The 21,483-nt window shown below is 71.6% G+C and carries 15 protein-coding genes; 8 read left to right on the top strand and 7 right to left on the bottom strand.

Annotated elements, in window-relative coordinates:
• Nucleotides 1–86: 86 nt before the first annotated feature.
• Both OIE49_RS24675 and OIE49_RS24670 read left to right on the top strand, forming a co-directional pair.
• Nucleotides 87–1,745 carry a M4 family metallopeptidase gene (locus OIE49_RS24675; protein ID WP_326804182.1) on the top strand — a complete coding sequence of 553 codons (1,659 nt, stop codon included), beginning with the start codon at nt 87–89 and terminating at the stop codon, nt 1,743–1,745.
• 71 nt (nt 1,746–1,816) lie between these two features.
• A complete protein-coding gene (locus OIE49_RS24670) occupies nt 1,817–2,335 on the top strand; it encodes a DUF1990 domain-containing protein (protein ID WP_326804181.1) in 519 nt (172 codons plus the stop codon).
• Between the two features lie 70 nt (nt 2,336–2,405).
• On the opposite strand, the gene OIE49_RS24665 is transcribed toward OIE49_RS24670, so the two are convergent.
• Nucleotides 2,406–5,024 (bottom strand): glycosyltransferase family 1 protein, encoded by a 2,619-nt coding sequence (locus tag OIE49_RS24665; RefSeq protein ID WP_326804180.1) that lies wholly within the window; start codon nt 5,022–5,024, stop codon nt 2,406–2,408.
• A 349-nt stretch (nt 5,025–5,373) separates the two neighbouring features.
• On the opposite strand from OIE49_RS24665, the gene OIE49_RS24660 reads away from it, so the two are divergent.
• The 4 genes from OIE49_RS24660 to glgB all read left to right on the top strand — a co-directional run bounded on the left by OIE49_RS24660 (nt 5,374) and on the right by glgB (nt 13,312).
• A complete protein-coding gene (locus OIE49_RS24660) occupies nt 5,374–7,506 on the top strand; it encodes an alpha-1,4-glucan--maltose-1-phosphate maltosyltransferase (RefSeq protein WP_326804179.1) in 2,133 nt (710 codons plus the stop codon).
• Nucleotides 7,503–9,206, top strand: coding sequence for a maltose alpha-D-glucosyltransferase (gene treS, locus OIE49_RS24655; RefSeq protein ID WP_326804178.1), 1,704 nt, complete (start codon nt 7,503–7,505; stop codon nt 9,204–9,206). The genes OIE49_RS24660 and treS overlap by 4 nt, the downstream gene beginning before the upstream one ends.
• A 108-nt stretch (nt 9,207–9,314) precedes the next feature.
• The gene (locus OIE49_RS24650; protein WP_326806321.1) at nt 9,315–10,709 is read left to right on the top strand and encodes a maltokinase N-terminal cap-like domain-containing protein; all 1,395 of its coding nucleotides are present in this window, start codon (nt 9,315–9,317) and stop codon (nt 10,707–10,709) included.
• A gap of 68 nt (nt 10,710–10,777) precedes the next feature.
• Nucleotides 10,778–13,312: a 1,4-alpha-glucan branching enzyme gene (glgB, locus tag OIE49_RS24645; RefSeq protein ID WP_326804177.1), complete on the top strand. Its 2,535-nt coding sequence runs from the start codon at nt 10,778–10,780 to the stop codon at nt 13,310–13,312.
• A gap of 87 nt (nt 13,313–13,399) precedes the next feature.
• Here the strand turns inward: glgB and OIE49_RS24640 are convergent, their stop codons facing one another.
• The 5 genes from OIE49_RS24640 to OIE49_RS24620 form a co-directional block, all read right to left on the bottom strand.
• Complete coding sequence (locus OIE49_RS24640; RefSeq protein ID WP_326804176.1) at nt 13,400–15,634, bottom strand: HelD family protein; 2,235 nt, start codon at nt 15,632–15,634, stop codon at nt 13,400–13,402.
• Between the two features lie 169 nt (nt 15,635–15,803).
• On the bottom strand, nt 15,804–16,151 hold the full coding sequence (locus OIE49_RS24635) for a thioredoxin family protein (protein ID WP_326806320.1): 348 nt from the start codon (nt 16,149–16,151) through the stop codon (nt 15,804–15,806).
• Nucleotides 16,152–16,165: 14 nt separating this feature from the next.
• Complete coding sequence (locus OIE49_RS24630) at nt 16,166–16,594, bottom strand: MerR family transcriptional regulator (protein ID WP_326804175.1); 429 nt, start codon at nt 16,592–16,594, stop codon at nt 16,166–16,168.
• 59 nt (nt 16,595–16,653) lie between these two features.
• Nucleotides 16,654–17,418 carry a DUF2127 domain-containing protein gene (locus OIE49_RS24625; protein WP_326804174.1) on the bottom strand — a complete coding sequence of 255 codons (765 nt, stop codon included), beginning with the start codon at nt 17,416–17,418 and terminating at the stop codon, nt 16,654–16,656.
• Nucleotides 17,419–17,573: 155 nt separating this feature from the next.
• Nucleotides 17,574–17,942 (bottom strand): hypothetical protein, encoded by a 369-nt coding sequence (locus OIE49_RS24620; protein WP_326804173.1) that lies wholly within the window; start codon nt 17,940–17,942, stop codon nt 17,574–17,576.
• Nucleotides 17,943–18,042: 100 nt separating this feature from the next.
• On the opposite strand from OIE49_RS24620, the gene sigJ reads away from it, so the two are divergent.
• Nucleotides 18,043–18,942 carry an RNA polymerase sigma factor SigJ gene (gene sigJ, locus OIE49_RS24615; RefSeq protein ID WP_326804172.1) on the top strand — a complete coding sequence of 300 codons (900 nt, stop codon included), beginning with the start codon at nt 18,043–18,045 and terminating at the stop codon, nt 18,940–18,942.
• 97 nt (nt 18,943–19,039) lie between these two features.
• Here sigJ and OIE49_RS24610 read toward each other — a convergent pair whose 3' ends face one another.
• Nucleotides 19,040–20,728 (bottom strand): MFS transporter, encoded by a 1,689-nt coding sequence (locus OIE49_RS24610; RefSeq protein WP_326804171.1) that lies wholly within the window; start codon nt 20,726–20,728, stop codon nt 19,040–19,042.
• Nucleotides 20,729–20,835: 107 nt separating this feature from the next.
• On the opposite strand from OIE49_RS24610, the gene OIE49_RS24605 reads away from it, so the two are divergent.
• A complete protein-coding gene (locus tag OIE49_RS24605; RefSeq protein WP_326804170.1) occupies nt 20,836–21,453 on the top strand; it encodes a TetR/AcrR family transcriptional regulator in 618 nt (205 codons plus the stop codon).
• Nucleotides 21,454–21,483: the final 30 nt, after the last annotated feature.

The following is a 21,483-nucleotide window of genomic DNA, read 5'->3' as shown; positions in this document are numbered from 1 at the left end:
ACCCGCCGCACGAGCACAGCACCCTCACCCCCGATCCGGGCCGGCAGCCCCACGCCGAACCGGGCACCCCCACATAAGGAGCTTGTGTGACTCCCCGCTACGCGCGTCACAAGCGCATCGTTCTGGCCGCCGCCACCGCAGTCGCCGCCGGAGCCCTCCTCAGCACTGGTCTGACCACCAGTGCCTCGGCCCAGACCACGGCCGAATCCACGGGCGCGGCCCACCTCGCCGCCGCCCCCACCTTCCTGACCGCCGCCGCCCGCACCTCGCTGATCCAGCAGGCGCAGGCCGACGTCTCCGAGACCGCCCAGGAGATAGGCCTCGGCGTCAAGGAGGAGCTGGTCGTCAGGGACGTCATCCAGGACGCCGACGGCACGACGCACACCCGCTACGAGCGCACCTACGCGGGTCTGCCCGTCCTCGGCGGCGACCTGATCGTCCACAGCTCCAAGGCCGGCAAGACCCAGGGCGTGACCAGAGCGAACAAGGCGGCCATCAAGGTGGCCACGCTCACCCCGAAGGTCGCCACCGCCAAGGCCGAGAAGCAGGCCGTGACGCTGGCCCGGGCCGCCGGTTCGGAGCAGACCACCGCCGACCAGGCCCCGCGCAAGATCATCTGGGCGGGCGACGGCACGCCGGTCCTCGCCTACGAGACGGTCGTCGGCGGTCTCCAGGAGGACGGCACCCCGAACCAGCTGCACGTCATCACCGACGCGGCCACGGGCAAGAAGCTCTTCGAGTACCAGGGCATCGAGACCGGTACGGGCAAGACCCTGTACTCGGGCACCGTCACCCTGACCACCACCCTGTCGGGGTCGACGTACCAGCTGTACGACACCACCCGCGGCGGTCACAAGACGAACAACCTGGCCGGCGGCACGTCCGGCACCGGCACCCTGTTCACCAACACCACCGACGTGTGGGGCACCGGCACCGCCTCCAGCTCCACCACCGACCAGACTGCGGCCGCGGACGCCGCCTACGGCGCCCAGACGACCTGGGACTTCTACAAGAGCACCTTCGGCCGCAACGGCATCAAGAACAACGGCGTGGCCGCCTACTCCCGGGTCCACTACGGCAACAACTACGTCAACGCCTTCTGGGACGACAGCTGCTTCTGCATGACCTACGGCGACGGCTCGGGCAACACCCACCCGCTGACCTCGCTGGACGTCGCCGGCCACGAGATGAGCCACGGCGTCACCGCCAACACGGCCAAGCTGAACTACTCGGGTGAGTCCGGCGGCCTGAACGAGGCCACCTCCGACATCTTCGGCACCGGCGTGGAGTTCTACGCCAACAACTCGAAGAACCCGGGCAACTACCTCATCGGCGAGCAGCTCAACCTCAACGGCAACGGCACCCCGCTGCGCTACATGGACAAGCCCAGCAAGGACGGCGGCTCCGCCGACTACTGGTCCTCCACCGTGGGCAGCAAGGACGTGCACTACTCGTCCGGCGTCGCGAACCACTTCTTCTACCTCCTCGCGGAGGGCAGCGGCGCCAAGACGATCAACGGCTACAGCTACAACTCGCCGACGTACAACGGCGCCACGGTCACCGGCATCGGCCGCGCCAAGGCGCTGCAGATCTGGTACAAGGCGCTGACCACGTACATGACGTCGACCACCAACTACAAGGCCGCCCGCACGGCGACCCTGAACGCGGCGTCGGCGCTGTACGGCTCCAGCAGCACCGAGTACAACACGGTCGCCGCGGCCTGGACCGCCGTCAACGTGACCTGATCTCGGCCTAGTTGAACGGTGCGGCCCCCGGAAGGACACTCCTTCCGGGGGCCGCCCTACGCTTGGGTCGCATGTCGACGGCACACTTCACCTACGAGGAGGTCGGCGCGACCCGCGAACAGGGTCACTGCCCGCCCGACTTCCACCCCCTGCTCGTGCGCACCCGCATAGGCGAGGGCAGGGAGGTGTTCCGCCGGGCCTCCGAGGCCGTGATGACGTGGGAGATGCACCGCGCCCTCGGCGTCGGCATCGAGGCGAGCGCCGACCGGGCCGCGCCCGGCACCGACGTCACCGTCACCCTCGCCGGCGTGGTCCGCGCCCCCTGCCGGGTGGTCTGGACGGCGGAGGAGCCCCGCCTCGCCGGCTGGGCCTACGGCACCCTGCCCGGCCATCCCGAATGCGGTGAGGAGGCCTTCCTGGTGGACCGCACGGGCGACGGCACCGTCTGGCTCACGGTCACCGCCTTCAGCCGCGCCGCCAAGTGGTACGCCCGAGCGGCCGGCCCGGTCACCCGCGCCCTGCAACACGCCTACGCCCACCGCTGCGGCACGACCCTGCGCGGACTGTGCGCGGACATCCCGGAGCCGTGATCCGGGGACGACGCCCCGGGACAGGGCGCACGCGCCGGAGCCCGGGCCCCGAAGGGCCCGGACGGCCGGGTCATCGCAGCAGGACACCCGCCGTCTCGCCGGCCTCCTCCGGAGGGACCGTCACCAGGCCCAGTTCCGCCGGGGAGGACAGGAAGCGGTGGGTGGGGAGGATGCGCACCGTGTAGCCGTAGGGGCCGGTACGGTCCAGGGACAGCGGGCCCTCGTAGACCCAGTGGCCGTCGGCGTCGGGGGCGCCCGCGGGTTTGAGGGGGACGGCGGTGGCGTCGGTGATGCGGTCCTCCTCGTCCACCCGGCCCGAGACGGCCTGCACCTCCACGTCGTCCGGACCGAGGCTGCCCAGCCCCACCCGCACCCGCAGGCCGAAGGCGGCACCGAGTTCGGCGGTGGCCGTACTGGCCGAGGTCTCCACGTGGTCGACGGTCACCTCGTGCCACGCCGCCCGCACCCGCGCCTTCCACGCCGCGAGCTCACGCGCCGCGTCCGGGCCGAGCGCGCGGTGGGCCTGGGCGGCGGGAGCGTACAGCCGCTCCACGTACTCACGGACCATGCGGCCCGCCAGCACCTTCGGGCCGAGCAGCGACAGCGTCCGGCGGACCATCTCGATCCACCGCTCCGGCAGCCCACCCCGCCCGCGCTCGTAGAAGCGCGGCGCGACCCGCTGCTCCAGCAGGTCGTACAGCGCGGCGGCCTCGACGTCGTCGCGGTGGTCCGGGTCGGTGCCCGCCCCGTCCGCCGTCGGGACGGCCCAGCCGAAGTCCGGCTCGAACCACTCGTCCCACCAGCCGTCCAGCACGGACAGGTTCAGACAGCCGTTGAGCGCGGCCTTCATCCCGGAGGTCCCGCACGCCTCCAGCGGGCGCAGCGGGTTGTTCAGCCACACGTCGCAGCCGTGGTACAGCTTCTGCGCCATCGCCATGCCGTAGTCCGGCAGGAAGACGATCCGGTGGCGCACCCGCGGGTCGTCGGCGAACCGGACCAGCTCCTGGATGAGCCGTTTTCCTCCGTCGTCCGCCGGATGCGCCTTGCCCGCGACCACGATCTGCACCGGCCGCTCGGGGTGCAGCAGCAGATCCATCAGCCGGTCCCGGTCACGCAGCATCAGCGTCAGCCGCTTGTACGACGGGACCCGGCGGGCGAAGCCGATCGTCAGCACCTGCGGATCGAGGACGCCGTCGATCCAGCCCAGCTCGGCGGCCCCGGCACCGCGCTGTTGCCAGGAGGCCCGCAGCCGGCTCCGCACCTCCGTCACCAGCTGCTCGCGCAGTTCGCGGCGCAGCTCCCAGACGTCCAGGTCGGGGATGTCGGCGACGGCGTCCCAGCGGTCGGAGCCGCCCACGGTCAGCGCGTCCTCGGTGCGTTGGGCGCCGACCTGCCGGGCACCGAGCCGGAACACCTCCGGGGCGACCCACGTCGGGGCGTGCACCCCGTTGGTCACCGAGGTGATCGGCACCTCCTCGGGGTCGAATCCCGGCCACAGTCCGGCGAACATCTCCCGGCTGACCCTCCCGTGCAGCAGCGAGACGCCGTTGGCGCGCTGGGCCAGCCGCAGGCCCATCACCGCCATGTTGAACAGGTTCGGCTCGCCCCCGGGGTACGTCTCCATGCCCAGCCGCAGGATCCGCTCGACGTCGATGCCGGGCAGCTCGGCGTGGGGCCCGAAGTGGCGGGCGACCAGCTCCCGGTCGAAGCGGTCGATCCCGGCCGGGACGGGCGTGTGGGTGGTGAACACGGTCCCCGCCCGCACTGCCTCCAGACCCGAGTCGAAGTCCAGCCCCCGGTCGCACAGCTCGGCGATGCGCTCGAGGCCGAGGAAGCCCGCGTGGCCCTCGTTGGTGTGGAACACCTCCGGGTCGGCGTGGCCGGTGAGCCGGCAGTACGTCCGCACCGCCCGCACCCCTCCTATGCCCAGCAGCATCTCCTGGAGGAGCCGGTGCTCGCTGCCGCCGCCGTAGAGCCGGTCGGTCACCCCGCGCTCGCCGAGGTCGTTCTCCTCGACGTCGGAGTCGAGCATCAGCAGCGGAATCCGGCCGACCTGGGCGACCCAGATCCGGGCGTGCAGGGCCTTGCCGCCGGGCAGCGCCAGCGAGATCCTCGCCGGGGCGCCGTCGGACTCCTTCAGCAAGGTGACGGGCAGCTCGTGGGGGTCCAGGACCGGGTAGTGCTCCTGCTGCCAGCCGTCGCGGGACAGGGTCTGCCGGAAGTAGCCGTGCCGGTAGAGCAGCCCCACCCCGATCAGCGGTACGCCGAGGTCGCTGGCCGCCTTCAGATGGTCGCCGGCGAGGATGCCGAGGCCGCCGGAGTACTGCGGCAGCGCGGCCGTGATCCCGAACTCGGGCGAGAAGTAGGCGACCGCGGCGGGCAGGCCATCGGACCTGGCCTGGTACCAGCGGTCACCGGTCATGTAGTCGTGCAGGTCGTCGGCGGCGGCGGTCAGCCGGCGCAGGAAGCGGCGGTCGCCGGCCAGCTCGGCCAGCCGCGCGGGAGGCACGCTGCCGAGCAGGCGCACGGGGTCGCCTCCCGAGGAGGCCCAGCGCTCGGGGTCGACGGACTGGAAGAGATCACGGGTCTCGGCGTGCCAGGACCAGCGCAGGTTGCGGGCCAGCTCGCTGAGCGGGCGCAGGGGCTCGGGGAGAACGGGACGGACGGTGAACCGACGGATCGCCTTCACATGCCACCTCGGCGCGTTCGCTGGATGGACGCACTGCGCTGTGCGCCCCGTCACACAAAACCGTACCGGTCCGAGTGCGGGCACCGCTGAGTTCGGACACTGTCCGGCATCGACCTGAACAGACCGGTTCGACCCCTGTTGCGTCCGTGTCCGGACTGGACCGGTCTTGTGTCTGGACATACGCGCGAGTAGTTAACAAAGTGCCGGATTGCTCACCCGAATAGGGTGGGAAGGCTCCTCCGGTACACCGACAGCAGGACCACGCACGACCCAGCAGCACCCCGCAACGCAGGACCCACCTCCCCACACATATCCGCCCACACCCTCGTTGACGCGGACAGGAGCGGTCATGCCCGCCACGCACCACTCGGCAGCAGCACGGAAACCCAGCAAGAGCAGCCCCGGCGCCGCCGGTCGGCCCGGCGCCGACGCGCAGGCCCGCACCCGGGCAGCCCCCCACGAGACCTCGCCGGCCGCCGGGCAGTCCCCGGGGGGTGCCACGGCCGTCGGCCGGATACCCGTCCTCGACGTCCGCCCGGTCGTCCAGCACGGCCGCAGGCCCGCCAAGGCGGTGACCGGAGAATCGTTCGAGATCTCGGCCACCGTCTTCCGTGAGGGTCACGACGCGGTGGCAGCGAACGTCGTCCTGCGCGATCCGGAGGGCCGGGCCGGCCCATGGACGCCGATGCGCGAACTGGCCCCCGGCACCGACCGCTGGGGCGCCACCGTGACCGCCGGGCCCCCCGGCCACTGGACGTATCAGGTGGAGGCCTGGGCCGACCCGGTCACCACCTGGCGGCACCACGCGCAGATCAAGATCCCCGCCGGTCTGGACACCGATCTGGTCCTGGAGGAGGGCGCGCGCCTGTACGAGCGCGCCGCCGCCGGAGTGCCCGACGGGCCGGAGCGGGACACCCTGGACGCCGCCGTGGCGGCGCTGCGGGACGAGAACCGGCCGGCCGCGGCCCGGCTGGCGGCGGCGTTGACGCCGGAGGTGGACGCGGTCCTCGCCCGCCGTCCGCTGCGGGACCTGGTCACCGCCTCCGAGCCCCTGGACCTGCTGGTCGAGCGGGAGCGGGCGCTGTACGGGTCCTGGTACGAGTTCTTCCCCCGCTCCGAGGGCACCCCCGAGCAGCCGCACGGCACCTTCCGCACCGCCGCCCGCCGGCTGCCCGCGATCGCCGCGATGGGCTTCGACGTCGTCTACCTGCCCCCGGTCCACCCCATCGGCACCACCTTCCGCAAGGGCCGCAACAACTCCCTGGACGCCGGCCCCGACGACGTCGGCGTGCCCTGGGCCATCGGCTCCCCCGAGGGCGGCCACGACACCCTCCACCCCGCCCTGGGCACCCTGGAGGACTTCGACCACTTCACGGCCCGCGCCGCCGAGCTGGGCCTGGAGGTGGCGCTGGACTTCGCCCTGCAGTGCTCCCCGGACCACCCCTGGGTCCACAAGCACCCCGAGTGGTTCCACCACCGGCCCGACGGCACCATCGCCTACGCCGAGAACCCGCCCAAGAAGTACCAGGACATCTACCCCATCGCCTTCGACGCCGACATGGACGGCCTGATCGCCGAGACCCTGCGCGTGCTGCGGCACTGGATGGACCACGGGGTGCGGATCTTCCGCGTCGACAACCCGCACACCAAGCCCGTGGTGTTCTGGGAACGCGTGATCGCCGCCGTCAACGCCACCGACCCGGACGTGATCTTCCTGGCGGAGGCGTTCACCCGGCCCGCGATGATGCACACCCTGGCCCAGACCGGCTTCCAGCAGTCCTACACCTACTTCACCTGGCGCAACACCAAACAGGAACTCACCGAGTACCTGACCGAGCTGTCGGGCGAGGCGGCGGCCTGGATGCGGCCGAACTTCTTCACCAACACCCCCGACATCCTGCACGCCTACCTCCAGCACGGCGGCCGTCCCGCCTTCGAGGTCCGCGCCGTCCTGGCCGCCACCCTCGCCCCCTCCTGGGGCATCTACAGCGGCTACGAACTGTGCGAGAACACCCCCCTCAAACCCGGCAGCGAGGAATACCTCGACTCCGAGAAGTACCAGCTGAAACAACGCGACTGGGCGGCCGCCGCACGCGAGGGCCGCACCATCGCCCCCCTCATCACCAAACTCAACGACATCCGCCGACGCAGTCCGGCCCTGCGGCAGCTCAGGGACCTGCACTTCCATCACGCCGACCAGGACGCGGTGATCGCCTACTCGAAGCGGAGCGGATCGAACACGGTTCTGGTGGTCGCCAACCTCGACCCCCACCACACCCAGGAGGCCACGGTCTCGTTGGACATGCCGCAACTCGGCCTGGACTGGCACGAGTCGATGCCGGTGCGCGACGAGCTCACCGGCGAGACCTACCACTGGGGCAGGGCCAACTATGTGCGTCTCGAGCCGGGCCACCGGCCCGCGCACGTCCTCACCGTCCTGCGACCGTCCACCCCGCAGATCGGAGGGTCACCCACAACATGATCGTCAATGAACCCGTTCCGGACACCTTCGAAGACACTCCGGCCCAGGACCGGGACCCGGAGTGGTTCAAGCGTGCCGTGTTCTACGAGGTCCTCGTCCGCTCCTTCCAGGACAGCAACGGCGACGGCGTCGGCGACCTGAAGGGCCTGACCGCCAAACTCGACTATCTCCAGTGGCTCGGCGTGGACTGCCTCTGGCTGCCGCCGTTCTTCAAGTCGCCGCTCAGGGACGGCGGCTACGACGTCTCCGACTACACCGCGGTGCTCCCCGAGTTCGGCGACCTGGCCGACTTCGTGGAGTTCGTCGACGCCGCCCACCAGCGCGGCATGCGCGTGATCATCGACTTCGTCATGAACCACACCAGCGACCAGCACCCGTGGTTCCAGCAATCCCGCAAGGACCCCGACGGCCCCTACGGCGACTACTACGTGTGGGCCGACGACGACAAGCAGTACCAGGACGCGAGGATCATCTTCGTCGACACGGAGGCGTCCAACTGGACCTACGACCCGGTCCGCAAGCAGTACTACTGGCACCGTTTCTTCTCCCACCAGCCGGACCTCAACTACGAGAACCCGGCCGTCCAGGAGGAGATGATCTCCGCACTGAAGTTCTGGCTGGACCTCGGCATCGACGGCTTCCGGCTGGACGCGGTGCCGTATCTGTACCAGCAGGAGGGCACCAACTGCGAGAACCTCCCGGCCACGCACGAGTTCCTCAGGCGGGTGCGCAAGGAGATCGACACCCAGTACCCCGACAAGGTGCTGCTGGCGGAGGCGAACCAGTGGCCGGAGGACGTCGTCGACTACTTCGGCGACTACGCCGCCGGCGGCGACGAGTGCCACATGGCCTTCCACTTCCCCGTCATGCCCCGCATCTTCATGGCCGTCCGACGCGAAAGCCGCTACCCCGTATCCGAGATCCTGGCCAAGACCCCCGCGATCCCCGCCACCTGTCAGTGGGGCATCTTCCTGCGCAACCACGACGAGCTCACCCTCGAAATGGTCACCGACGAAGAACGCGACTACATGTGGGCCGAATACGCCAAAGACCCCCGCATGCGCGCCAACATCGGCATCCGCCGCCGCCTTGCCACCCTGCTGGACAACGACCGCAACCAGATCGAGCTCTTCACCGCCCTGCTGCTCTCCCTGCCCGGCAGCCCGATCCTCTACTACGGCGACGAGATCGGCATGGGCGACAACATCTGGCTCGGCGACCGCGACGCGGTGCGCACCCCCATGCAGTGGACCCCCGACCGCAACGCCGGCTTCTCCTCCTGCGACCCCGGCCGCCTCTACCTGCCCACGATCATGGACCCGGTCTACGGCTACCAGGTCACCAACGTCGAGGCATCGATGTCCTCGCCCTCGTCGCTGCTGCACTGGACCCGCCGCATGATCGAGATCCGCAAGCAGAACCCCGCCTTCGGGCTCGGCTCCTACACCGAACTGCCCTCCTCCAACCCCGCCGTCCTCGCCTTCCTGCGCGAGTACGAGGACGACCTGGTCCTGTGCGTCCACAACTTCTCCCGCTTCGCCCAGCCCACGGAGCTGGACCTGAGCGCGTTCCACGGACGGCATCCGGTGGAGCTGTTCGGCGGGGTGCGCTTTCCGGCCATCGGGGAGCTGCCGTACCTGCTGACCCTGGCGGGGCACGGGTTCTACTGGTTCCGGCTGCGCCGGGACGCCGTCGCGTGAAAGTGGCTCACGGTACCCGGGGCGGGGCGGGCGTTTCCTCCGCCCCGCCCGTGGGCACGCGTCAGTCACACCCGACCAGCGATTGGACGCGACGCCATGTCGGACGCCATGTCGCAAGCCGTCACACGCTCCGTCACCACCACCAGCCCCGGTCTGCTCGCGTCACTGGACCCCCTGCTGCGGGAGTGGCTGCCGCGGCAGCGCTGGTTCGCGGGCAAGGGCCGACCGGTGACGGGGTTCTCGCTGGTCGCCGCCACCGAGCTGCTGCCGGGCGACCGGAAGCTGGGCCTGTACCACCTGCTCGTACGCGCCCACCAGCCGCTTTCGCCCGTGCACGGCACGGTCCCGCACCCCGGTGACTGCTACCAGTTGCTGATAGGCGTGCGCGAGGCGCTGCCCCCACGGCTGGCGCCCGCGCTGATCGGCCATGTGCACGATGGCCCGCTCGCCGGCCGCACGGTGTACGACGCCCTGTACGACCCCCGGCCCGCCGAGGTGATCCTGGAGGCACTGCGCACCCGGGCCCGCATCGGCGGGCTCCGTTTCGAACGGCGGGACGAGATACGCCCCGACCTGGTACCCCGCGTGGTCACCGCCGAGCAGTCCAACTCGTCGGTGGTCTACGGCGATACGTTCATCCTGAAACTGCTGCGCCGGGTCCTGCCCGGCGTCAACCCCGACCTGGAACTGCCGCTCGCCCTCGCCCGGGAGGGCTGTTCGCGGGTGCCGCCGCCGACGGCGTGGATGACGGCGGAGCTGGACGGCGAGTCGTATGTGCTCGGAGTGCTCCAGCCCTTCCTGCAAGGCGCCTCGGACGGCTGGGAGCTGGCACTGCGCGAACTGGCCAAGGGCGAGGACTTCAGCGGCGAGGCGCGGGCGCTGGGCCGCGCCACCGCCGAGGTGCACACCGCGCTGGCCCGCGCTCTGCCCACGGTCACCCTCGGCCACATGCAGCTCGCATCCCTGGTGCACGGCATGACCGAGCGCCTGGAGTCGGCAGCGCAGGCGGTGCCCGCGCTCGGACCGTACGTCCCGGGACTGCGCTCCGCGTTCGAGGCGCTGGCCGATCTGGCGGCCGAGGGCCGGACCTGGACCGCCCAGCGCATCCACGGCGACCTCCACCTCGGGCAGTGCCTCCGCTCCCCCTCGGGACAGTGGTGGCTGATCGACTTCGAGGGCGAGCCGGCGAAACCGCTGGCCGAGCGGCGGATGGCCCAGCCGGTGGTGCGCGACGTCGCCGGGATGCTGCGTTCCTTCGACTACGCGGCGCACTCGGCGGGCGGCCCGCCGGCACCGGAGTGGGCCGAGGCCTGCCGGGCCGCGTACTGCACCGGATACGCCGAGGTCAGCGGCAGTGACCCGCGCACCGACCCCGTCCTGCTGCGCGCCTACGAGACGGACAAGGCGATCTACGAGGTCCTCTACGAGGCAAGGCACCGCCCCGAATGGCTGCCGGTACCGATGTCCGCGGTGCACCGCCTGGCGGCCCCGGACACGACCTGACCCCTTTCCACCGTCTCTCCCAGCTCCCCCGTCCACCGCACCCGACCTGCGCCGAGGAGGATCCGCCCGTGACCCCCCGCACCCCGTCCAGCGGTTCGGACCCGAAGAACCAGCCGACGCCTGCGAAGAAGGCGGCCACGAAGAAGGCAGCCGCGAAGAAGGCCACGGCCGAGAAGGCGGTGGCGAAGAGGACGACGGCCGCCAAGAACACGGCGGCGAAGAAGACCACCGCGAAGGCAACCGCCGCGAAGACCGCGGCCGCCGGGGCCGTGGCCAGGAAGACCGCCAAGAAGGAAGCGACGGCGGCGAAGAAGGCGGCCACGAAGAAGGCCGCCCGGTCGGCGGTGGTCAGTCCCACGGCACCGGAACCCCCGTCGCCGCCCGAACCCATGGCCGCCAGGAGTCCGGAGGGCGCCGCCCCGGCCGCCGTCGGACCCGGGGACCGGGAGCGGCTGCTCGCGGGGACGCACCACGACCCGCATTCCGTACTCGGCGCGCACCCGGTGCCCGGCGGGGTCGCCTTCCGGGTGTTCCAACCGTACGCGCTGGGCGTGACCGTGGTCGCCGGGGAACGGCGGGCCGGGCTGCGGGACGACGGACAGGGGTTCTTCTCGGGGATGCTGCCGCTGCCGGAGGTGCCCGCGTACCGGCTGGAGGTGGAGTACGCGGGGACGGTGCAGGACACCGAGGACGCCTACGGTTTCCTGCCCACGCTGGGCGAGTTCGATCTGCACCTGATCGGCGAGGGCCGGCACGAGCAGCTCTGGCAGGCGCTCGGGGCCCACCCGATGACCCACCAGGGCGTGACCGGCACCCGGTTCGCGGTGTGGGCGCCCAACGCCCGGGGTGTGCGCGTCGCCGGTGGCTTCAACTTCTGGGACGGCACCGGGTACCCGATGCGCTCGCTCGGCGCGACGGGCGTGTGGGAGCTGTTCGTGCCCGGGATCGGCGAGGGCGAGCTGTACAAGTTCGAGATCACCCGGCCGGACGGCTCGAAGACGCTGCGCGCCGATCCACTGGCCCGCCGTACCGAGGTGCCGCCGGCCACGTCGTCCGTCGTGCACGCCTCGCACCACGAGTGGGGCGACGCGGAGTGGATGGCCCGCCGCACCAGGCGCCCGGCCCACGAGGCGCCGTTCTCGGTGTACGAGCTGCATCTTCCCTCCTGGCGCCCGGGACTGACGTACCGGCAACTCGCCGAGCAGCTCCCGGCGTACGTCAAGGACCTCGGCTTCACCCACGTGGAGCTGATGCCGGTCGCCGAGCATCCTTTCGGCGGCTCCTGGGGCTACCAGGTCACCGGCTTCTACGCGCCCACCGCGCGCCTGGGCACCCCGGACGACTTCAAGTTCCTGGTCGACGCCCTGCACCGGGCGGGCATCGGCGTCCTGATGGACTGGGTGCCCGCGCACTTCCCGCGCGACGAGTGGGCCCTGGCCGAGTTCGACGGGCGGCCCCTGTACGAGCACGCGGACCCGCTGCGGGCCGCGCATCCGGACTGGGGCACCCTGGAGTTCGACTTCGGCCGCCGCGAGGTGCGCAACTTCCTCGTCGCCAACGCCCTGTACTGGTGCGAGGAGTTCCACATCGACGGCCTGCGCGTGGACGCGGTCGCCTCCATGCTCTACCTCGACTACTCGCGCGAGCCGGGCCAGTGGACGCCCAACGAGCACGGCGGCCGGGAGAACCTGGACGCGGTGGCCTTCCTCCAGGAGATGAACGCGACCGTGTACCGCAGGGTGCCGGGCGTGGTCACCGTCGCGGAGGAGTCCACGGCCTGGGACGGCGTGACCCGGGCGACCCACCACCGGGGCCCGAGCGGCTTCGGCGGCCTGGGTTTCGGGCTGAAGTGGAACATGGGCTGGATGCACGACTCGCTCCAGTACATGAGCCACGACCCCGTCCACCGCAAGTTCCACCACGGCGAGATGACGTTCTCGATGGTGTACGCCTACAGCGAGAACTACGTGCTGCCGATCTCGCACGACGAGGTGGTGCACGGCAAGCGTTCGCTGGTGTCGAAGATGCCCGGCGACTGGTGGCAGCAGCGGGCGAACCTGCGCTCCTACCTGGGCTTCATGTGGTCCCATCCGGGCAAGCAACTGCTGTTCATGGGCCAGGAGTTCGCACAGGGCTCGGAGTGGTCGGAGACCCGCGGCCCGGACTGGTGGCTGCTCGACCCGAACTACGGCGCCGCGGCCGACCACCGGGGGGTCCTTGACCTGGTCCGCGACCTCAACGCCGTCTACCGGGCCACGCCCGCCCTGTGGACGCGCGACGTCCACCCCGACGGCTTCCAGTGGATCACCGGGGACGCGGCGGACGACAACGTCCTCGCCTTCCTGCGCCACGACACCGACGGCACCCCGCTGCTGGCGGTGTCCCACTTCGCGCCGGTCGTCCGCCCCGACTACCGCATCGGCGTCCCCGACGACGTGCCCGCCTGGCGGGAGGTCCTCAACACCGACGCGGCCCGCTACGGCGGCAGCGACGTCGTCCACCCCGACCCGGTCAAGCCGGAGCCCCAGGGCCGCCACGGCCGCCCGGCGAGCATCCGCCTGACCCTGCCGCCCCTGGCGACGGTGTGGCTGCGACCGGCGTGAGCACAACCAGCCCGTCCGGCCTTTGAGGACGAGGCCGTCCAGGCCGAAGCGGGGGTCCGGGGGCGGCAGCCCCCGGAACAGCCACCCCTACTCCCCGAACGCCTCCCCCAGAGCCGGAGGCAACGCCTCCGAATACAGCACACCCAGCCGCTGCGTGGCACGCGTCAACGCCACGTACAGGTCGCTCGTGCCGTAGCGCGCGGGTTCGACCACGAGGACGGAGTCGAACTCCAGGCCCTTGGCCTGGCGCGGGTCGAGGAGGACGACCGTCCGGGTCAGGTCGGGCTCGGCGCCCGCCGTGACCCCGTCGAGCCGGGCGGCCAGCCGCCGGTGCAGATCGCGCGGGGCGATCACGGCGAGCCGGCCCTCCTCCGGGGTGAGTTCCACGACGGCCTTCTCCACCGCGCCGGGCAGGTCGTCGGTCGCGCGGGCCCAGGGCCGTACGCCCGTGGAGCGGACCGAGCCGGGCGGCTCGAAGCCGGGGTGCTCGGCGCGGACCACGGCCGCCGCCACGTCCATGATCTCGGCCGGGGTGCGGTAGTTGACGCCGAGGCGGGTGTGCTCCCAGCGGTCCTCGACGTACGGCCGGAGGATGTCCGCCCAGGAGCCGACGCCGGCCGCCTCCGCCGTCTGCGCGGGGTCGCCGACCAGGGTCATGGAGCGGGTCGGGCTGCGCCGCATCAGCAGCCGCCACGCCATCGGCGACAGCTCCTGCGCCTCGTCGACGATGATGTGCCCGAACGCCCAGGTACGGTCGGCGGCCGCGCGCTCGGCGGCGCTGCGATGGTCGTCCTCCTCCTGGCGTTCGGCGAACCGCTCGGCGTCGATGATGTCGTGCGCGGACAGCACCTCCGAGGCGTCCGGGTCGCCGTCCTCCTTGTCCTCGAACTCGTACGTGCGGGACGCGTACGACACGTCCAGCACGCCCTGGGCGTAGGCGATCCGGGTCTCGCGCTCGTGCTCGGCGCGGGCGCGGGCCAGGCGGTCGTCCTCGCCGAGCAGTTCGGCGGCCTCGTCGAGGAGGGGGACGTCCGCGACGGTCCACGCCCGGGTCACCGGGCGGCGGATCGCGGCCGCGTCCTCGTCGCCGACGTACCCCTCCGGCTCCGCCAGGAAGTCCGCCACCAGCCGCTGCGGTGTCAGCCGCGGCCACAACCGGTCGATCGCCGACCAGACCTCGCGGTTCTCGGCGAGTTCGTCGCGGATCTGGGTGATGTCGCTGGGGTCGAGGACGTTGGAGCCGTCGTAGGGGTCGGTGCCGATGCGTTCGGCGAGCAGGTCGGTGAGCGTGTTGAGGATGTGGCCCTCGAAGTGCTCGCGGGCCGCGTTGTGCGGCAGCTTCGCGGCGCGGGTGCGTTCGCGGGCGACGTGCACCAGGCCGTCGTCGAGCATCAGGATCTCGCGGTCGTGCTCGATGGCGATCACCGGATCGGGCAGCGCCTGCCGGTCCTGCACGACGGCGGCGAGCACGTCGGCCATGTCGGCGCGGCCCTTCACCGCCGCGGCCTCGGGGGTGTCCGACGCGGTCGCCCTCACACCGGGGAACAGCTCGCCGACGGTCGCCAGGAGCACCCCGGTCTCGCCGAGCGAGGGCAGCACCTCGCCGATGTAGCCGAGGAACGCGGGGTTCGGACCGACGATCAGCACGGCCCGCCGGGCGAGCAGTTCCCGGTGCTCGTAGAGCAGGTAGGCGGCCCGGTGCAGGGCGACCGCGGTCTTGCCGGTGCCCGGGCCGCCCTCGACCACGAGCACGCCGCGGTGCGGCGCGCGGATGATGCGGTCCTGGTCGGCCTGGATGGTCCGCACGATGTCGCCCATCCGGCCGGTGCGCGCGGAGTCGAGCGCGGCGAGCAGCACCGCGTCACCGGTCGGGTCCTCGTGGCCGGTCCGTGTGGTGTCGCCGAGGTCGAGGATCTCGTCGTGCAGGGCGGTGACCCGGCGGCCGTCGGTGGAGATGTGCCGGCGGCGGCGCAGGCCCATCGGGGTGTGGCCGGTGGCCAGGTAGAAGGGGCGGGCGACGTCGGCGCGCCAGTCGATGAGGATCGGCGTGCGCTCGGCGTCTTCGGCGCGCAGGCCGATGCGGCCGATGTGGTGGCTGTCGCCGCCGGTGAGGTCGATCCGGCCGAAGCAGAGCGAGCCGTCCACGGCGTTCAGCGCGGCCAGCAGCCCCGACCGCTCGGCGACGAGGATGTCCCGCTCCAGCCGGGCCTGCATGGGCGTGTCGCCCTGCGCGAGCGCGTCCGCGACGGAGGTCTCGGTGTCACCGCGCAGCGCGTCCACGCGGGCGTACAGTCCGTCGATGAATTCCTGCTCCTGCCGCAATTCACCGTCTGGAAATTCGGTGTTTGACAATTCGGCTCCCGCCCGGATATACTCTGCTCAGTGAACTTCTTCGCGGCCCGACGAATACCAAGTCGCGAATCACCGAATATACGCAGAGAAATCCCCCGGACGCAATTGCCCGGGGGATTTCTCATTCTCCGGCCCGCTGTCACGGCCCGTCCCGTGGGTCCCTTCCGGCAGGCCACAGCACGTCGGACAGCTCCTCCAGCAGCTGCCGCTTGGGGCGTGCGCCCACCATGGACTTCACGGGTTCGCCGGCGCGGAAGACCATGAAGGTCGGCATCGACAGCACCTTGTACGCGTTCGTCGTGTCCGGGCTGGTGTCCACGTCGAGCTGGACCACCTTCAGCCGCTCGCCCTGCTCGGCGGCCAGTGCGCTGAGCACGGGCCCCATCTGCCGGCACGGCGGACACCAGTCGGCGGTGAACTCCACCAGCACCGGCCGGTCCGCGCCGAGCACCTCCGCCGCGAAGTCCGCGTCCGTCACCTCCGCCACTCCATCTGCCCTGATCACCGCTGTTGCCCTCCCAGCTCGCACCTCGGCTCCGGACCGCCCGGAACCCCCGCGTCGGCGGCCAGTGCCTCCCGCGCCCTCTCCGCCCTGCCGAGCTGGGCGCCGACCTGCTCCCGGACGGCCCGCAGCTCGCCGATCAGCGCGTCGAGCTGGTCCAGCTTGCGCCGGTAGACGTCGAGGGAGGCCGGACACGAGTCGCCCTCGGGGTGCCCGGCCCGCAGACACTCCACGAACGGCCGGGTCTCCTCCAGCTCGAACCCGAAGTCCCGCAGCGTCCTGATCTGCGTGAGCAGACGCAGGTCGCGCTCGTCGTAGGAGCGGTGGCCCTGCGCGTCCCGTCGCGCGGGCAGCAGCCCCCGCGACTCGTAGTACCGCAGCGCCCGCGTCGTGGTCCCGGCCCGCTCGGCCAGCTCGCCGATTCGCATGCGTACGAACGTACGCCCTGACGCCGACGTCAAGGCAACGGCCGAGCGCCGGACGTCGCTCAGGCCATCACGCCGGCCGACTCCTCCACTTCGAGCAGGGAGGCGCTGCGGCGTTCCTCGTCGAAGGCCCGGCGTCCGCCGCGCAGGCCGAACAGGCGCTTGGCGAAGGCGATGTAGAGGACGGCGACGATGTTGAGGACCAGTGTGGTGATCTTGACCGCGCTGATGTGCTCGGTGAGCTCGTAGATCTCCAGCGGGAGGAAGGCGGCGGTGGCGACCACCGTCAGGTATTCCGCCCAGCGCTTGGCGTACCACAGGCCGACCGCCTCGATCAGTTCGACCAGCGCGTAGGCGAGCAGGACGCAGGCCACCAGGAGCAGGGTCGAATACCGGTAGCCGAAGGTCTTCTGGACGGTGCCGATGACAGGCGAGTGGTCGAGGTCGTAGTGGAAGTGCTGGAAGACGGGGCGGAAGACGTCCAGGTACTCGTCGAACAGGCGGCGTACCGCGTCCTGGCTGTTGCTGAACTTCCACACGGCCACCGCGACCAGCACGATGAACACCCCGCGCAGGGCCCGCTCGAACGCGAGGAACCGCAGGATGAACAGATCCCGCAGCACCTTGCCGCGCGGCACCAGCGGGGCGTCGCCGGCCGGTCCCGAGCCGTGCGGCTCGCCGAGCGCGAAGTCGCCGCAGCGCAGGCAGCGCCAGACGTCGCCCAGCGCAGTCCGCGCGTGCAGCCGGATCCGCAGCCTCGGGTCGTCCGGTGCGTAGGTCACATGCCCCTTGCGCGCGCAGGTGCGCCGGTCCCAGTCGATCGCCATCCCGTGGTTTGCCTCTCCGTACCTGCCCTGTGCCTGCGGACGGTGCCGCGCCGATCGGCGCGGCACCGTCCGGCACGGCACGCTAGTCCATCGCAGTAAGAGACGGCTGCCAGGAGCTTTCAGTTCACAGGGCGTCGCGGCATGGGACGAACCGGTCAGCGCCGGGTCAGCGCCAGCACACTCAGAGCGAACATCAGGACACCCAGGGGGAGATGGACCGACGGGACGTGCGCGATGCCGAGCACGACCTGGACCGAGGCGAGCACGAGGAAACCCGACGCGTGCCGGATGGGCCGGGGCGAGCCGCCGCCCGGCTTCCACGCCAGCACCGCCGCGAGCACGTACAGCATCGCCGCCCCGTACATCACACGGGCTCCGACACCGTGCAGCGTCTCGCCGTAGGACGAGGTCAGCAGCAGTCCGGCGGAGACCGCCTGGAAGAAGATGGTCAGGGTCTGCACCGCGATCGCGATCTGCAGGAACGAGAAGCCGCGCCGTGCGTTCGCCGTCACCTGAGTGGCCACGCCACACCCCTTTTCCGCCCTTCGGGCAGTAGGTCTATAAGGTCTCAACAGCTCGACGACGCGGGCCTGCGAAAGGTAAGGCGAGGGGGCGGCCGGAGGCATGGGGACTGTCGGGAACAGCACGGACGGCATGGCCGGCGAGCGGCGCCACCTGATCAATGTCGCTTACCGGTTGCTCGGCTCGGTGTCCGAGGCCGAGGACGCCGTGCAGGATGCCTACGCACGCTGGTACGGGCTGCCGCGAAGCCGGCGGGAGGAGATCCTGTCCCCCGGCGCCTGGCTGACGACGGTGACCGGTCGCATCTGCCTGGACCTGCTCGGCTCGGCGCGAGCCCGCCGCGAACGCTACGTCGGCGCGTGGCTGCCCGAGCCGCTGCCCGACCGCACCGAGTGGGACCACACGGACGGCTCCGACCCCGCCGACCAGATCGTCCTGGACGAGTCGGTGGTCATGGCCTTCCTCGTCGTCCTGGAGTCGATGACGCCCGCCGAGCGGGTGGCGTTCGTCCTGCACGACGTCTTCCGCTACCCGTTCGCCGAGATCGCCGATGTTCTCGGCCGGACCCCTGCGGCCTGCAAGCAGTTGGCGGCGTCCGCTCGACGACGGGTGGGCGTCACGCGCGCTCCGGTCACGGCGACCGGCCAGGCCGACGTGGTGAGGCACGTCAAAGAGGCATGGGAGACCAAGGACATCGCAGCCCTCGTCGGTCTCCTCGACCCGGCCGCCGTGATGACCGCCGACGGCGGCGGCATGGTCGGCACCGTCCTGCGTCCGGTCGAGGGCGGCGAGCGCATCGCCGGGTACATGGTCGCCATCGCCGACATGGCTCCGGGGCTCGAACTCCTGGAGCGGTCGGTCAACGGTGTGCCGGGCCTGGTGGCCCGGCGTGCCGGTGTCGTCATGACCGTCGCCTCGTTCGACGTCTCCGACGGGCGTGTCACCCGGATCTGGGTGGTCCGCAACCCGGAGAAGCTGCGGCCGTGGGCGCGGGAGGGATAGCGCCGCGGCGGAGCGTGCGGAGGGGGCCGGGACGGGGGTGGCCGGTCCCGCCCGAGCGCCACGCGAAGACGTCGCTCGCACGGGACCGGTCCCGACGTCAGATCCGGGCCGCCGACTTCACACCGCTGCCCACCGGCTCCTTCGCCTCCTCGGCCGGCTGCTCGTCGCGGGCGGCGCCGCGCGGCAGCAGCAGGGCCACGGCGAGGGTGCCCACGCCCAGGATCACCGCGCCGACCAGGCTGGTGTGGGCCACCGCGTCGGAGAAGGCCGAGCCGACCGCCTCCTTCATCCGCTGGGCGCCCTCGGCGAGCCCTCCGGCCTGCGCCTTGAGCTGCGCGGCCTGCTGCGGGTCGGTCGCGTGGGCGGCCTGCGCCGCGAGCTTCTGCGCCTTCTCCCCGATGCCCTGGGCGACGGCGTATCCGGCGCCGACCGAGTCCTGGGCGGTGGACAGCGCGCCCGCCGGGAGCCCGCTGCCCGCGGTGGCGTCGGAGAGGTGCTGGGCGTACGAGGTGGACAGCAGGGAGCCGAGGATCGCGATGCCGAGCGAGCCGCCCAGCTCCAGGGAGGTGTCGTTCGCGGCGCCGCCGACGCCCAGCTCGGACTCCGGGAAGGCGCCCATGATGGCGTCGGTGCAGGGCGAGAGGGCGAGCCCGATCGCCAGGCCCAGGATCACCAGGGGTGCCACGAGGTCGCCGTAGCCGGACGAGCCGTCCACCCGGGTCAGCAGCGCCAGGGCCGCGGTGCCGCCGACCATGCCCGCGGTCACCGTCCACTTCATGCCGACGCGCGGGGTGAGGTACCCGGTCAGCGCCGAGCCGGCGAAGACGGCGCCGGCCAGCGGCAGCATGCGCAGCCCGGTGGCCAGGGCGTCGTAGCCGAGGACGAACTGGAGGTGCTGGGTGAGGTAGTAGAAGGCGCCGAAGACGGCCAGGAAGAACAGGGCGACGGCCAGGTTGGAGCCTGCGAAGCGGCGCTGCGTGAAGCGGCGTACGTCGAGGACCGGGCGCGGGTGGCGCAGCTCCCACAGGACGAAGGCCACCAGGCTGACGCCCGCGACCGCGGCCGCGGTGACCGCCTTGGCGTCCCAGCCGAAGTGCGGACCCTCGATGATCATGTAGACCAGCGAGCCGATCCACACCACCGACAGCAGCCCGCCGACGTAGTCGATCCGGCCGTGCCGCGCCGCCCTGGAGGGCGGTACGAGGACGAAGGTGCCGACCAGGGCGACGGCGGCGACCGGCACGTTGATCAGGAAGGTCGAGGACCAGCCGTGGTCCTGGAGCAGCGCGCCGGCGACGAGGGGACCGGCGGCGATGGCGAGGCCGGCGGTGGCCGTCCACAGGGTGATCGCCTTGGCGCGCTCGGCCCGCGGGAAGGTCGCGGCCAGCAGCGACAGGGTGGCCGGCATGATCAGCGCGGCGCCCACACCCATCACGGCGCGGGCCGCGATGACGGCCGCCGCGCTGTCGGCGAAGTAACCGAGGACGGCGCCGCCGCCGAACACGACGAGCCCGAGGGCGAGCGCGCCGCGCCGGCTGTACTTGTCGCCGATCGCGCCGAGCAGCAGCATCAGCGCCGCGTACGGGACGGTGTAGCCGTCGATGACCCACTGGAGGTCGGCGCTGGACAGGCCGAGGTCCCGGGTCATGTCGGGCGCGGCGACCGTGAGCGCGGTGTTCGCCATCACGATGATCAGCAGGCTCAGGCAGAGCACGAGGAGCGCCCACCAGCGCCGTGCGTAGGGGCGGTCCATCCTTTCGGCCGGTTCGTTCATGACGAGTCGCATGGGCAGGAGTCGCCTTCCTTGGTCTACTTGCACAGCAGAGTGCAATTGCACAACGATGTGCAATGTACGACCCTTGCACAGCGCTGTGCAAGTCGGGAGGGGGCAGAATGTCAGCCATGACCACGGGTAGCACCAGTCGCGCCGACGTGAACCGGCGCCGGATCCTCGACGTCGCCCTCGCGGAGCTGCTGCGCGACCCCGACGCGTCCATGGACCAGATCGCGCGCGCGGCCGGTGTCGTACGGCGCACGGTGTACGGCCACTTCCCCAGTCGGGAGGCGCTGATCAGCACGCTCGTCGACGAGGCGGTGCTCGCGCTCGCCACCGCGCACGCGGCGGGCCGGGACAGCGTCGCGGACCCGGCGGAGGCCGTGGCGCGGTCGGTGCTGGCGGTCTGGGAGATCGCCGACCGCTACCGGCTGCTGGTCGCGCTCGCCCAGCGCACGGTGAGCATGGAGGGCATCCGCGAACGCCTCACCCCCGTCCGGGAGAGCGCCGCGGGACTTCTCCAACGCGGCCTGGACGAGGGCGTCTTCGCCTCTCCCCTGCCCGCGCCCGCCCTGGCGTACGTGAAGGAGCAGATCCTGTTCGCCCTGATGGAGGCGGTGAACGACGGCCTGCTCGACCCCCGGGAGGCTGGCCGCACGGCCGCGGTGACGGTCCTGACGGCGGCCGGGTTGCCCGCCTCCCTCGCCGCCGCCCTGGTGGCCAGGATCAGCGACTGACGCCCGGGAGCACGCTCGCCGGCTTTCCGC

This window comes from Streptomyces sp. NBC_01788 (assembly GCF_035917575.1).
Lineage (GTDB): Bacteria > Actinomycetota > Actinomycetes > Streptomycetales > Streptomycetaceae > Streptomyces.
The sequence above is the reverse complement of the archived record's forward strand: the minus strand, read 5'-3'. Positions and strand labels throughout refer to the sequence as shown.